Origin of the sequence: Streptomyces sp. GbtcB6 (assembly GCF_019091475.1) — a bacterium.
GTDB lineage: Bacteria > Actinomycetota > Actinomycetes > Streptomycetales > Streptomycetaceae > Streptomyces > Streptomyces hyaluromycini.
This window is the reverse complement of the sequence record NZ_JAGXJL010000004.1, coordinates 172,994-185,085: the sequence shown is the minus strand read 5'-3', so window position 1 is coordinate 185,085 and position 12,092 is coordinate 172,994. Positions and strand designations below refer to the sequence as shown.

Below are 12,092 nucleotides of genomic sequence, written 5' to 3'. Positions count from 1 at the left end.
ATGAAGGTCTCCGTCGACGCCGACGTCTGTTACGGGTCGGGTGAGTGTGCCTTCCGGGCACCCGCTGTGTTCGGGTTCGAGGACGGGTACGGTTTCGTCCTGCCCGGACGGGAGGAGTCCGGGGACGACGACGAACTGATCCGGGACATCGCCGAGCGCTGCCCGTCGCAGGCGATCCGGATCGACGGCCGAAGGGTCACCGACTAGCGGATGAGCACCAGCCGCACCAGCCCCACCGAACTCCTGGCCACCCTCGGCCGCCGCTACGTCCGCGACTTCCCGGGCCCCTGGGGCAAGACCCTCGCGGCCCGCGCGCTCAACCCCTACCTGCGCGACCACCCCCGGCGGCGCGTCGTCGAGACGCTCTCCGGCGCCCGGTTCGCGGTCGACACCCAGGACCTCATCCAGCGCTACCTCTACCTCTTCGGGGTGTGGGAGCCGCACATGACCCGCTGGCTGCGCCGCCGGCTGGCGCCGGGGGACTGCTTCGTCGACGTCGGCGCGAACATCGGCGTCTTCAGCGTCCTCGCCTCCCAGCTGGTCGGGGAGCAGGGCCGGGTCGTGGCCGTCGAGGCCTCCCCCGCCTTCCACCGCCGCCTCGAACAGCAGAGCGCGCTCAACGGCTGCCGGAACATCCGCGCGGTCAACGCCGCCGTCTCCGACGCCCACCGCACCCTGACCTTCGTGCTCGCCAGCTCCCGCAACATGGGCGCCAACAGCATCGTCCCGTGGGACGGCCCGGCCGAGTCCAGCTTCGACATCGAGGCCGTGCCGCTGCCCGAGCTGCTCCGGCCGGAGGAGCTCGAGACCGCGCGGGTCATCAAGATCGACGTGGAGGGCGCCGAGGGCGCGGTGGTGCGCGGGCTCGCCCCCCTGCTGGAGAAGCTGCGTCCGGACGCCGAGATCACCGTCGAGGTCACCCCCGACCGGATGGCCCAGCTGGGCGACTCCGCGGACGACCTGCTGCGCACCATGACCGACGCCGGCTACCACGTCTACCGGCTCGCCAACAGCTACGCGGTCGACAGCTACCCCCGCGCCCTGTACGGCGAACCGGTGGTTCCGGTCCGCTGGGACCGGCCGGTGACCGAGGAGAGCGACCTGGTGTTCTCGCGAGTGGACGCGGCGACGCTGGGCCCTGCCGGGTAGGTCAGCCGTACCGCCAGCCGAGCTCTGCCAGGGCCCGTGCCCGTGCCGCCACGACCGTCATGCGGGCCTCCCGTTCCACCGGGTCGCTGTGTGCGGGGCGGCCGGTGACCTGGCCGTCCCACTTGCGGTAGAGCAGCCCGACCTCCGCCGAGAACCAGCCCCGGCTCACGGCGTCGAGGGCGAGCAGCAGCCCGGTGTCCTCGGAGGCGGGCAGCGCCATCCAGCCGCCGAGGGCGAGCAGCAGCTCGCGGCGGACGAAGAGGGTGGCCGGATGCACCTGGGCGCGGAAGTCGTGCGCCGTCCAGTGGCCGAGCACCGTCCCGCGCTCGATCGGGCCCTCCTCCGGGTCGCCCGGGAAACCGACCGTGGAGCCGTCCGGCAGCAGGTCCAGGGCCCGTGAGGTGGCCCAGCCGATGTCCGGGCGGCCCTCCAGCGCGGCCAGGTCACGGGCCAGCGCACCCGGCGGGAGCTGGTCGTCGGCGTCGAGGACCTTGACGTACGAGCCCTCCGCCCGGGCCACTGCGAGGGTGCGCGCGACCCCGGGACCACCGGCGCGGCCCCGCCGGAACGACACCCGCGCGTCGTCGGGGACGTGGGTACGGACCTCGCCGGAACCGTCGCCGCCGTCTCCGTCCTCCTGGATCAGCCACTGCCACTCCCACCCCTCGGGCAGTCGCTGCTCGCACAGTGACTTGTAGGCCTCGGGCAGGAAGCGGGCCGACGGCGCGTGGACCGCGGTGACGACGGTGATGCGCCGGGTCACGGCAGCGCTCACCACCTTTCGAGGTATGTGGTGAAGAGCAGTTCGGTGCGGTCGCCGGGGAGCGTGACGGCCGTGATGTCCACGATGCGGTCGTGGATGTCGTACGACGTCTTGCGCAGCAGGATCACCGAGGTGCCGGCCGGCAGGTCCAGCTCCCTGGCCTCCTCGGGCGTCGGCGGGCGGGCGGTGAAGCGCTCCTCGACGCGGTCGACCTCGATGCCGACGGTGTGGAGCTGGTTCTGGGTGCCGCCCGGCCAGGGTTCGTTGGTCTCGTCCAGGAGATCCGGGTTGGCCGCGATCATGTCGCGGACCAGGTAGGAGGTCACCAGGTTGAAGGGGGCGGTCTCGGCGGAGTGCCAGGTCCGGTAGGTGCGCTCGAGGAGCACGGTGCCCTCCGGCACCCCGAACGCGTCGGCGAGGTCGCTGGGCGCGGTCAGCTCGCGGTAGCGCGCGAAGAAGACCAGGTCGCCGCTGACCAGGCCGGTCTCGCGCTCGGTCGCGCCGGTCTCGGCCCGGGTGGCCTCCGGCATCCGGGCGCGGTCCTTCTCCCACTGGTGCCGTTCGTTGTCGCGGATCGCGCGGGTGCGCGGGCGGCGCACGAAGGTGCCGCTGCCGTGCCGCCTGTCGATCAGGCCCTCGGCGCTGAGCAGCCGCAGCGCGTTCTGGATCGTGGGCACGCTGCGGCCGTGCTGCCGGGCCAGCTCCGCCTCGGAGGGCAGCCGGGCACCGGGCTTGAGCCCGCCGTTCCGGATGGCGCGGCGGAGGTCGTCGGCGATCTCCTCGTAGGCCTTGGGCACATGATCAGCCTACGACTCCTAAAGAGGAGTTGAGGAGTCGAGTCGTTCCGTCCATGGACGTGCGGAGGCCCGCGGCCGGATCGATCCCGGTCGCGGGTCTGCTGTCGCAGTAGGCGCTGGTACGTACGCAAGTCGCCCTTGCGCCGTTGCGTCCGAGCCGTCTGTACCGGCGGGGTCAGCAGTCGAGCGGTGCCGCGGGGGGCTCGGCCGGGTTCTCGGACTCGGTGGTGTCCAGGGGGTGCTGGCGGCAGCTGGGGGTCTTGCCGTGGGCCTCGGCCCGGATGCGCTGCTTCATCGTGGGCGGCAGGGACCTGGCGTGGGACCAGAGCCAGTGGCTTTGTGCCGGGATCGTCACCCGGCCCGTGCTGTGGTCGTCACCGGTGCTGTTGCGCGGGGTCTCGGTCTGCGGTACCGCGGCGGCGGTGGTGGCGGAGATGAATCCGAGCGCCGTGCACAGCGCGAGGAAGGCGGTGACGATGGCGGTCCACAGCTTCGTGACCTTGGCGTTCCGGGCCATGGCCCCTCACTTTCAGGTTGGGCGATTTGCGTACTTTCCTCATGATGTGTATGGGGATCGCGAAGTGGGGGACGCCGGACTGTGGCGCGTCGATGTTCTGATGAACACCACACGGATGGGTGCATGGGATGGGAAAAATCCCAAGAAAGAGCCGTGAAAGGAGTCGAGAGGGAGCAAAGTAACCGTCCGTGGGGGTGTGATCACCCTCCGATCGGAGCGGTCCGACCTCGTGCAACACCTTGTGGCGGACCGGAGTTGGGGTCGGATGCCAGGTCACCGATCGATATCGGTCGGTGTGTATAGTCGGGCGGCAGAGGTCCCCTACGTCAAGGAAGAGACGAGGTCGCGCGGTGAAGAAGCTTCTCCTGGTCGCACTGGCCGCCATCGGCGGGCTCCTTGTGTACCGCCAGATCCAGGCGGATCGCGCTGAGCAGGACCTGTGGACGGAGGCTACTGACTCCGTGCCCACGGGTTCGTGAGTACCGACAACAGACGACACTGAGACCCCGGCCGCCCGAGCGGTCGGGGTTTTGCGTTGCCTGGGCGGACTGACAGGCCGACGGGCGGGCAGGCCGACGGACGGGCGGGCACGGGCGGGCAGGCGGGCGTGGGCGGGCGGCTGCGGTGCGATGCGGGCGTTTCGGACGGTCGTGGGGATCCCCGGGTGGCGCGAGGGCGCGCGGGGCAGTATGGGGCGGGCCGGTCCCGGACTTCGGCGGCCGGCGAACGACGGCTGGGGGGCGCGCGTGATACGGCGGTGGCGTACGGCGGCATGGCGGGGCATCGGCGCGACGGCAGCCCTCGCACTGACGGCACTGCTGCCGGCCTCAGCTGCCTCCGCTGCCTCCGCTTCTCCTGAGACCTCTGCCGCCTCCGCGACCGGTGGCAGCGGATACGCCTTCGCCCCCGACGCCCGCACGGTCACCGGCGCGACGGGCACCACGGACGCCGTACCGCTGGAGTCCGGTACGACCTACCGCAGCACCCTGCCGGACAAGGGCGAGCTGTACTTCCGCCTCGAACTCGCCGCCGGCACCACGGCCTACGTCCCCGTCACCGCCGTTCCGCCCGCCACCGCGACCGTCTCCGCCAGCGACGGCATCGAGGTCTCCATCGAGGACGCCAACGGCACCGCCTGCGACTACGACAGCGCCCGCTTCGGTGCCGGGCTCAGCCCCCGGCCGGTCACGGCGGTGGGGCGCCGGGACGCGGGGAGGGCGCTGTGCCAGGACGCCGGCACCTACTACGTGGTCGTGGAGCGGGTCGTATCCGGCTCCACGACCACAACCCCGGGCAGCTGGGACCTGGAGATCGCCCCCGTCACCGAACCGGCCCTGGCCAAGGCCGGCGCCACCACCGCCCCCGAGGCCTGGAACTCCGCGTCGCCCGAGCCGCTCACCGGAGAACCCCGCCGCCGCACCGCGGGCGCCGGCTTCACCACGGCCCGCATCCTGGACCAGGGCGTCTGGCGGACCGACATCACGCCCGGCCAGACCCTCTACTACGCCGTCCCGGTCGACTGGGGCCAGCAGCTGCACACCACCGTCGACCTCGGCAGCACCAGCGGCGACACCCACGGCTATGTCAGCGCCGCGCTCAACCTCTCCCTCTACAACCCGGTCCGCGGCTACGTCGACGACGTCTCCCTCGGCTACGACGGCACCCAGAAGTCGTCCTCCCTCGACCCCCTGCCACCCGTGGCGTACGCCAACCGGTACGCCGTCTCCGGCTCGGAGAACTCCGTCCGCTTCGCCGGCGCCTACTACCTCGTCGTCCACCTCACCGGGCAGACCGCGGACACCTTCGGGAAGGGGCCGTACGGCGTCACGCTCCATGTCCGCGTCGACGGCACTCCGAACTCCGGCCCCGCGTACGCCGGTTCGCCGGTCCCGAAGGGCGTCTTCGACGTCTCCTCGGACCGGGGGAGCCTCGGGACCGCGGCCGGCGACGGCGACACGGGGATGCGGGCTCTCGCGGTCGGCGGCATCGGCACGGGCACGGCCCTGCTGCTTGTCCTGGGCGTGTGGACCCTGACCGCCCGGCGCGCTCAGATCCGGGCCAACGCCCAGAAACCGACGGCGTAACAGGCCAGCGCGAGGAGCAGGATGGGCACGGCCGCCCTGGCGGGAGGGCCGGGCCTGCGGGCCCGCCGCCGACGCCGGCCGTGGGTGCGGACCGAAGGCGGCGGGGCCTGCGGGTCCCGCGCGGTGTAGGTGGCGGTGGTGGTGTCCGTGTCCGTGTCCGGCCTGGCCGGGGGGAGCGGTTGCGCGGGCGGCCACGGGGTGTGGGGCTGCGCGACCGGGGCGGCCTGCTGCGGCACCGGCTGCTGCCGGGCGTACGGCGGGTACGGCGGTGTCGGCCCGGGCTGCACCGCGGCGGGGGCCGGGGTGACCGGCGTCTGGGGCGGGGGGAGCCGGAAGCTGCCGGTGTCGGACATGGAGACGGGGGCCGAGGGGGTTCCGGTACCGCCGGCGTCGACCGCCGGGGGCCCGTCAGCACTTCCCACCCGGGTCCCGGGCGCCGCCGGACTTGCCCCCGCACCCGTCCCCGCCGCCGTACCCAGTCCCGCCTCGGCCGCCTCCTCCGAGCCCGTCCCTGTACTCGTCCCTGCCCTGCCCCCGGCCGCTGCTCCCGGCGCCGCCGCAGCGGCTGCCCCCGCTGCCCCCGCTGCCTCCGCTCCTGCTCCCGCCCCCGGCGTACCCGGCCTTGCCGAAGTCCCCGTCGCCCCCTGAGCCGTGCCGCCCCCCGAAGCCACCCGAACCGGACCATCGGGCCCGAACCCCTTGGGCAGTGGCCCCAGTTGGTCGAAGATCTCGATCGAGTCGTCGTCGGCGTCCGTCTCCGGGAGGAGTTCCCTGGCCTGGGCGAGGGCCCTGCGGGCTCCTGTGGCGGTGTGGAAGCGGGCGCGGGGGTCCGGCTGGAGGAGGCTGGCGACGACCTGCCAGAGCGGGTCCGGGATGCCCTTGGGCGCCCCCGGGGTGCCGTGTTCGGCGAAGTACTGGACGAGCGCCTTGGCGTCGGGCTTGGCGCCTTCGAGGAGATACAGGGCGACCAGGCCGACGGCGAACAGGTCGGCCGTGAAGTCGGGCTCGGCGCCCAGGAGTTGCTCGGGAGCGATGTAACCCGGCGTGCCGACCACGAGGTTGGTCTCGGTCAGCCGGGCCTCGCCGAGCCGCATGGAGATGCCGAAGTCGGACAGGCGCAGCCGGGGACGGGCGGTGCCGGTCGCCTCCAGCAGGATGTTCGCGGGCTTGATGTCCCGGTGGACCACATCCTCGGCGTGCACCGCGGCGAGGCCGGAGAGCAACTGGTCGAGGAGGGTGCAGACGAACAGCGGGGGCAGGGGACCGTAGTCCCCGACGAGGTGGACCAGCGAGCCGCCGGCGACCAGGTCCATCGTGAAGAGGACCTTGTCGTCGTCGGCGGCCCAGCTGGCCGGAGCCAGGACATGGGGGTGGTCGATGCGCAGCGCCTGCTCCCGCACGAAGCGCAGAAGCGCGTGGGCGTCGCTCTGCTGGAGCACCTTGGCCGCCACATAGCGCTTGCGCCGGTGGTCCCAGGCGCGCCAGACGGCGCCCACTCCGCCATGACCGATCGGGTCGGCCAGTTCGTACCGGCCCGCGAAGACCTCACCCATGACTGCCCGTAGCCCTCCCCCTCGGGTCCCCCTGCCACCCCCTGCCTGTTACCCCCCTTGCTTCCCCCGGATGAGCGATACGACCCCTCTCGCGTGACCCCCTCTGCCAGGGCCGGGCCCCGCCCGGTTCACCGGACCCCCTCCGGTGCGCCGGGCCGTGGCTCAGCTCTGGTGCGACTGGTAGTGCGTGACGGCGTCCGAGGTGCGGCCGGCACCGTAGACCCGGAGGAACTCCGCCAGCTCCGGGTGGGTCGGAGCAAGCGTGTCGGCCGCGTCGATGATGTCACCGGCGGCGGCCACCGAGCGCAACAGCGACTGGATTTCGCGGACCACCCGCTTGACCGTCGGCGCCCCCGAACCGCTGGTCGTCTGCGTGGTGTTGCTGAGCACCGAGCCCCCCTGGGACTTCTTGATCTCGTCCATGCGCTCGGTCGCCTCGGCCGCGCTCACGCTGCCGTCCGCGACCTGCGCCGAGAGGTCCTGGAGCAGCTGCACCCGCTGGACCACGGCCGGGTTGCCGATCTTCGCCCGCTGTCCGCTCATCAGCTGCGACAGCATGGGCGCGGACAGTCCGAGGACCGCCGCGAGACGTGCCTGGTTGAGCCCCAGGTCGTCGATGAGCTTACGGAAGAGCGCCCCCAACGGCTCTCCGTACCAGTTCCGCTGCAGCTCCCGCGCTCTGGCGGTGGCTTCCTGCTGTGCGGCGTCCATTGCGTCTCCCCATCGCTTCCCCAAAAAAACCACGGTTCGCTACAGCGAACCCCGTCGTGCATCTTACGGAGAGTGGTCATCTGCGGGGACCCCCAATCTTTTTGCGAGGTACGGGGGGTGACCCGGTACTCTGGTCTGCGGCACCGACCCCGCGGATCTCCCGCTGGGCCGGGCGCTTCCCGTACGGGGCCTTAGCTCAGTTGGTAGAGCGCCGTCTTTGCATGGCGGATGTCAGGGGTTCGACTCCCCTAGGCTCCACTTGGTAGATGCCCTCTGATCTGCGGAAACGCAGTTTCAGGGGGCATTTTTGGTGCGCGCTGGGGGCGCGGGGGTGTGTCAGCCGGCTGTGCGGCGGGCGTAGGCGCGGGCGGCGCGGGCGCGGTCGCCGCAGCGGACCGAGCACCAGTGGCGGCGGCCGGAACGGAGCAGGTAGCGGTTGCAGGGGACCGAGCCGCAGGCGGTCAGACGTGCCGCGTCCGGGCCGGTGAGCAGGTCGGCGGCGTCCGCGGCGAGGACGCCCAGGGCGTGGTCGACGGTCTGGTCGGTGGGGTGCGGGGCGGTCCGGTAGGGCCCGCGGACCGGGTCCCAGTGCAGGGGGGAGGCCGTGGGGACCCGGGTGAGCGCCTCGTTGACGGCGGCGAGGGCCGCCGAGGGCGCGGGCCGTCCGTCGATCCGGGAGGTGAACAGTGCTCGGACGTGCTCGCGCAGGGACCGCATGCGGATCGAGCAGGTCTCACGCAGTTCGGTGTCCGCCGGGGCGAGGTTCCGCTCGGTCAGCCACCGTGCCGCGGCCTCCGGTGTGCCGAGCAGGTCGAGGAATCGCCCGCCGGGCAGCGCGACGACGCTGTCGGCGAAGTCGAGGGCGAGGTACTGCTCCGCGCCCGGCGCGGGTGCCGGAGCGGGCTCGGCGGTCGCGGTCCTGTTCATCGATGTCACGGTACACCTTGCCTTCATCCGTGAGAAGCCGCTAACTTCACGGTTAGTGGATCTCTTATCCGTGAGGTTTCCTCCGTGAGGTGTGTGCTGTCATGACTGCTGTCCCCGTTCGTGTCTTCGGTGGCCCGACCGCGCTCATCGAGTACGGCGGACTGACGTTTCTCACCGACCCGACCTTCGACGGCCCCGGCGATCACCCCGTGGGCAACGGCCGGGTCCTCACCAAGACGGCTCCCGCCGGCGCCGCACCCGCCGACCTGGGGCGCGTCGACGTGGTCCTGCTCTCTCACGACGAGCACCCGGACAACCTCGACCGCTCCGGGCGCGCCCTGCTCGCCGACGTTCCGCTGACCCTCACCACCACCGGCGGGGCGGGCCGGCTGGGCGGCACCGCGCGGGGGCTCGTCCCCTGGGACTCCGTCGTACTGGAGCGGCCCCACGGCGGCACCGTCACCGTGACGGGGGTGCCCGCCCGGCACGGGCCCGAGGGCTGTGAGCCGGTCGTCGGCGAGGTCGTCGGCTTTGTGCTGACCGGGGACGGCCTGCCCACGGTCTACGTCAGCGGTGACAACGCCTCGCTGGACCTGGTCAGGCAGATCGCCGAGCGCTTCGGCCCGGTCGACACCGCCGTCCTGTTCGCCGGTGCCGCGCGCACCGCCGCCCTCGACGGAGCGCTGCTCACCCTGGACAGCGCCCAGGCCGCCGAGGCCGCCCGAATTCTCGGCGCGCGCCGGATCGTCCCGGTCCACTTCGACAGCTGGGCCCATTTCACAGAGGGCCGGGCCGAGTTGGTGACCGCCTTCACCGCCGCGGGACTGTTCGACCGCGTCGAGCTGTACTGAGCGGCGGCAGCCGCGGGGGTGTGGCCCGCGGCTGCCGTGTGTCTTCAGTTGTCCGACGTGTTCGTGCGCCGCGGGGCTCAGCGGCCGGCCGTCACGGGGGCGGGCTTCTCCTCTCCGGCGTTCGGCGCGGTCGTGACCGGCTTCGCCGCGGCCTGCGCGGCCGCCGTGCGCTGGGCGACGCGGCGCAGGTACAGGTTGTTGAAGATCAGTGCGAGGGCGGTCAGCGAGGCGCCCACGATCTGCATACCCGCGGGGATCACGCCGGTCAGGGCCGAGATGATGAATGCCGTGATCGGGACGACGTCCATGAACAGGACGCCGTTGAGCGGGCCGAGGTACTTGTTGCCGAAGTTCCAGCCGAGGACGCCCACGAAGCCGGCGATGATGCTCATGTAGGCCAGTTCGGGCAGGATCGAGGTCACGTCGTGGCCGCTCGGGACCGGGACGCCGCCGGTGGCCAGGATGACGGCCGTGATGACGGTGGCGCTGGCCAGACCGAGGACCGTGGTGATCGCGGTGTACTTGATCGGGGACCAGGTCGGGAAGAACGTCGCGCCGGAGGTGTAGATCACCCAGCAGAGCGCGGCGAACAGCAGCAGGGCGTCGGGGCCGAAGTCCGAGGGGTGGGCGAGGAGCGAGCTGAGGCTGCCGTCGGAGACGACGAGGATGACGCCGACGAAGGACATACCGATGAAGGCGAGCGCGCCCTTCGGCGGGACGACCTTGCGCAGCACCCAGTTGACCAGGAAGCCCATCATGGGCATGGTCGCCATCATGATCGAGGCGTTCAGGGCGCCCCGCGCACCGATGAGGTCCTGGCCGAAGAACACCAGGAACTGGAAGCCCGCGAAGCCGGCCGTGCCGAACAGCCAGGCCAGACCGATCCGTTCGCCCTTCAGCTTGAACCCGGCCGCACCCTCGCGCAGCTTGAGGAACACCAGGAACATCGTGCCGGCGATCGCGTAGCGCAGGCAGGTGAAGGTGAACGGGTCGATGTGTTTCAGGGTCACGTCCATGAGGGGGAACATCGCTCCCCAGGACACGGTGGCCAGCAGGCAGAGCAGCAGGCCTCGGCTGTAGTTCTTCTGATCGTTCATGACTCTTCCTGTCGAGTGGGGGGACGGCGGGGGCAGAAGTGAGGGGGCGGTCAGGCGGGGACGAGGCCGGCGCGGCGGGTCGCCGCCTCGGCGCGGACGAGCGGCAGCACCGTCTCCAGCAGCCGCGCCGCCCGCACCTTGCCGGTCGGGCTGTACGGGATCGCCTCCACCGGGACCACGTACGCGGGCAGGCACGGCACCCGGCGGGTGCAGGCGGCCGTGACCGCGCGCCCGCCGCTCTCCATCCGCTCGGGGGAGACCGGGGCGAACGGCACGATCAGCACCTCTTCTCCGGTGTCCGGCAGCTTCGTGCGCAGTACGGCGGTCTCGCGGACGCAGGGCAGGTCCATCAGGTCGTTCTCGAGACCGAAGACGTTGACGTCGAGCGGCTTGCCCTCGGTCGCCTTGGAGACGCCGTCGTTGCGGCCGGTGAGTTCGAGCCGGCCGGCCTCGTCGATGAAGCCGCTGTCGCCGGTGAGCAGGAAGCGCTGGGTGCGGCCGCCGTGGTCGAGGTCGAGGAACTCCGGCTCGGCGGTGGCGTAGGCGTCCATCAGCTGGTAGCTGGCGATCGCCACCCGGCCGCGCATGCCCTTGGGCACCGGACGGTTCTCCGGGTCGAGCACGGCGATGGTGTTGCCCGGCATCGGGCGGCCGGAGCGGCAGGGCGCCACATGCAGTTCCTCGGGGCCGATCATGACGTTCACGCCGGTCTCGGTGGTGCCGTAGTAGAGGTGCAGGACCGGGCCGAGGCGGTCCCAGGTGTTGTTGACGACCCAGCGGTTCAGGTGCCGCCCGCCGGAGAGCACGAAGTGCAGCCGGGAGGTCTTGTGCAGGTGCTCGGAGGCCGGGTGGGCGACGACCCGCTTGAGGACCGGCGGGACCATGAGCGTGGTGGACACACCCTCGTCCTGGATCAGGCGGATCAGGGTCGCCGTGTCGTCGTACGGGCCGAGGACGATCGTGCCGCCCAGGGACAGGAAGATGCGTGCCCAGCCGGGACCCGAGGCGTGGTACAGCGGGACCGTCACCAGGTGGACGTCGTCCTCGTCGAAGGAGTACTGGTCCACCAGGTCGGCGAACCGGCGCGCCTCGAAGGAGGACCGGCGGATCACCAGCTTGGGGATGCCGCTGGTGCCGGAGGTGAAGGAGAAGGCCTCGAACGGCTGCTCCACCGGCCGGGGTTCGCCCGGCTCCGACAGCAGCAGGTCGGTGAAGGCGACGCCCGGTGCGTTCCTCGGCGGGTCGCTGTCCAGCCGGATGTCGAGGACGTCCCGGCCCTCGGGCCAGCCGACCTCGGTGAGCACGGCGCGCTGGGCGGAGGTGCTGATGATCACGGTCGGCCGCAGCTGCTCCAGGGCGCCGGCGGTGGCCTCGGGCCCGGCGGAGTAGTCGAGTCCGACGCACGGGATGCCGAGCGAGGAGACCGCGGCCATGGCGACGACCAGTTCCCAGCGGTTCTCGGCGACGAACACCGCACGGGCCGGACGTATGTCAGGCAGTCGCTTCTCGATGGCGGTCGCCACCCGGGCCACCTTGTCGGCGAGGTTGGCCCAGGTCAGCCGGACCTCGCCGTCGACCACGGCGACGTGTCCGGGGCGGCGCCCGGCGTGCTTGCGGATGTCCGCGAGCTTGATCATTTACGG

Annotated in this window: 13 protein-coding genes and 1 tRNA gene; 6 read left to right on the top strand and 8 right to left on the bottom strand. The window is 71.9% G+C overall.

Annotation, left to right across the window (positions count from 1 at the left end):
- Together KVT45_RS08750 and KVT45_RS08745 are read left to right on the top strand one after the other, a co-directional pair.
- Positions 1–207 (top strand): ferredoxin, encoded by a 207-nt coding sequence (locus KVT45_RS08750; RefSeq protein WP_089100442.1) that lies wholly within the window; start codon positions 1–3, stop codon positions 205–207.
- A 3-nt stretch (positions 208–210) separates the two neighbouring features.
- Positions 211–1,149 carry an FkbM family methyltransferase gene (locus tag KVT45_RS08745; RefSeq protein WP_217545940.1) on the top strand — a complete coding sequence of 313 codons (939 nt, stop codon included), beginning with the start codon at positions 211–213 and terminating at the stop codon, positions 1,147–1,149.
- Between the two features lies 1 nt (position 1,150).
- Here the strand turns inward: KVT45_RS08745 and KVT45_RS08740 are convergent, their stop codons facing one another.
- From KVT45_RS08740 to KVT45_RS08730, 3 genes are all read right to left on the bottom strand, one after another.
- On the bottom strand, positions 1,151–1,912 hold the full coding sequence (locus KVT45_RS08740; protein ID WP_217545939.1) for a glycosyltransferase: 762 nt from the start codon (positions 1,910–1,912) through the stop codon (positions 1,151–1,153).
- Positions 1,913–1,920: 8 nt separating this feature from the next.
- Entirely contained in the window at positions 1,921–2,709 is a 789-nt protein-coding gene (locus KVT45_RS08735; protein ID WP_217545938.1) for a GntR family transcriptional regulator, read from the bottom strand.
- 175 nt (positions 2,710–2,884) lie between these two features.
- Positions 2,885–3,226, bottom strand: a complete 342-nt coding sequence (locus tag KVT45_RS08730) for a DUF6344 domain-containing protein (protein ID WP_217545937.1) — start codon at positions 3,224–3,226, stop codon at positions 2,885–2,887.
- 350 nt (positions 3,227–3,576) lie between these two features.
- Here KVT45_RS08730 and KVT45_RS08725 point away from each other — a divergent pair, with 350 nt between their 5' ends.
- Positions 3,577–3,705, top strand: a complete 129-nt coding sequence (locus tag KVT45_RS08725; RefSeq protein WP_003999697.1) for a DLW-39 family protein — start codon at positions 3,577–3,579, stop codon at positions 3,703–3,705.
- 267 nt (positions 3,706–3,972) lie between these two features.
- Positions 3,973–5,310 (top strand): hypothetical protein, encoded by a 1,338-nt coding sequence (locus tag KVT45_RS08720; protein WP_308310679.1) that lies wholly within the window; start codon positions 3,973–3,975, stop codon positions 5,308–5,310.
- Here KVT45_RS08720 and KVT45_RS08715 read toward each other — a convergent pair.
- On the bottom strand, positions 5,274–6,863 hold the full coding sequence (locus KVT45_RS08715; RefSeq protein ID WP_217545936.1) for a serine/threonine-protein kinase: 1,590 nt from the start codon (positions 6,861–6,863) through the stop codon (positions 5,274–5,276). The genes KVT45_RS08720 and KVT45_RS08715 overlap by 37 nt on opposite strands.
- A 162-nt stretch (positions 6,864–7,025) precedes the next feature.
- Positions 7,026–7,574 (bottom strand): DNA-binding protein, encoded by a 549-nt coding sequence (locus KVT45_RS08710; RefSeq protein WP_089100435.1) that lies wholly within the window; start codon positions 7,572–7,574, stop codon positions 7,026–7,028.
- 185 nt (positions 7,575–7,759) lie between these two features.
- Here KVT45_RS08710 and KVT45_RS08705 point away from each other — a divergent pair.
- Positions 7,760–7,832, top strand: a tRNA-Ala gene (locus KVT45_RS08705).
- Positions 7,833–7,910: 78 nt separating this feature from the next.
- Here the strand turns inward: KVT45_RS08705 and KVT45_RS08700 are convergent.
- Positions 7,911–8,501: an ABATE domain-containing protein gene (locus KVT45_RS08700; protein WP_217545935.1), complete on the bottom strand. Its 591-nt coding sequence runs from the start codon at positions 8,499–8,501 to the stop codon at positions 7,911–7,913.
- 101 nt (positions 8,502–8,602) lie between these two features.
- Between KVT45_RS08700 and KVT45_RS08695 the strand changes: the two genes are divergently transcribed.
- Complete coding sequence (locus KVT45_RS08695; protein WP_217545934.1) at positions 8,603–9,352, top strand: MBL fold metallo-hydrolase; 750 nt, start codon at positions 8,603–8,605, stop codon at positions 9,350–9,352.
- Between the two features lie 77 nt (positions 9,353–9,429).
- On the opposite strand, the gene KVT45_RS08690 is transcribed toward KVT45_RS08695, so the two are convergent.
- Both KVT45_RS08690 and KVT45_RS08685 read right to left on the bottom strand, forming a co-directional pair.
- Positions 9,430–10,449, bottom strand: coding sequence for a DMT family transporter (locus KVT45_RS08690; protein WP_217545933.1), 1,020 nt, complete (start codon positions 10,447–10,449; stop codon positions 9,430–9,432).
- 50 nt (positions 10,450–10,499) lie between these two features.
- A complete protein-coding gene (locus KVT45_RS08685; RefSeq protein ID WP_217545932.1) occupies positions 10,500–12,086 on the bottom strand; it encodes a class I adenylate-forming enzyme family protein in 1,587 nt (528 codons plus the stop codon).
- Positions 12,087–12,092: the final 6 nt, after the last annotated feature.

Bases quoted from the DNA above. Each gene is read 5' to 3' on its own strand.
- KVT45_RS08750 (WP_089100442.1), top strand. From the start codon at position 1: ATGAAGGTCTCCGTCGACGCCGACGTCTGTTACGGGTCGGGTGAGTGT.
- KVT45_RS08745 (WP_217545940.1), top strand. From the start codon at position 211: ATGAGCACCAGCCGCACCAGCCCCACCGAACTCCTGGCCACCCTCGGC.
- KVT45_RS08730 (WP_217545937.1), bottom strand. From the start codon at position 3,226: ATGGCCCGGAACGCCAAGGTCACGAAGCTGTGGACCGCCATCGTCACC.
- KVT45_RS08715 (WP_217545936.1), bottom strand. From the start codon at position 6,863: ATGGGTGAGGTCTTCGCGGGCCGGTACGAACTGGCCGACCCGATCGGT.
- KVT45_RS08710 (WP_089100435.1), bottom strand. From the start codon at position 7,574: ATGGACGCCGCACAGCAGGAAGCCACCGCCAGAGCGCGGGAGCTGCAG.
- KVT45_RS08700 (WP_217545935.1), bottom strand. From the start codon at position 8,501: ATGAACAGGACCGCGACCGCCGAGCCCGCTCCGGCACCCGCGCCGGGC.
- KVT45_RS08695 (WP_217545934.1), top strand. From the start codon at position 8,603: ATGACTGCTGTCCCCGTTCGTGTCTTCGGTGGCCCGACCGCGCTCATC.
- KVT45_RS08690 (WP_217545933.1), bottom strand. From the start codon at position 10,449: ATGAACGATCAGAAGAACTACAGCCGAGGCCTGCTGCTCTGCCTGCTG.
- KVT45_RS08685 (WP_217545932.1), bottom strand. From the start codon at position 12,086: ATGATCAAGCTCGCGGACATCCGCAAGCACGCCGGGCGCCGCCCCGGA.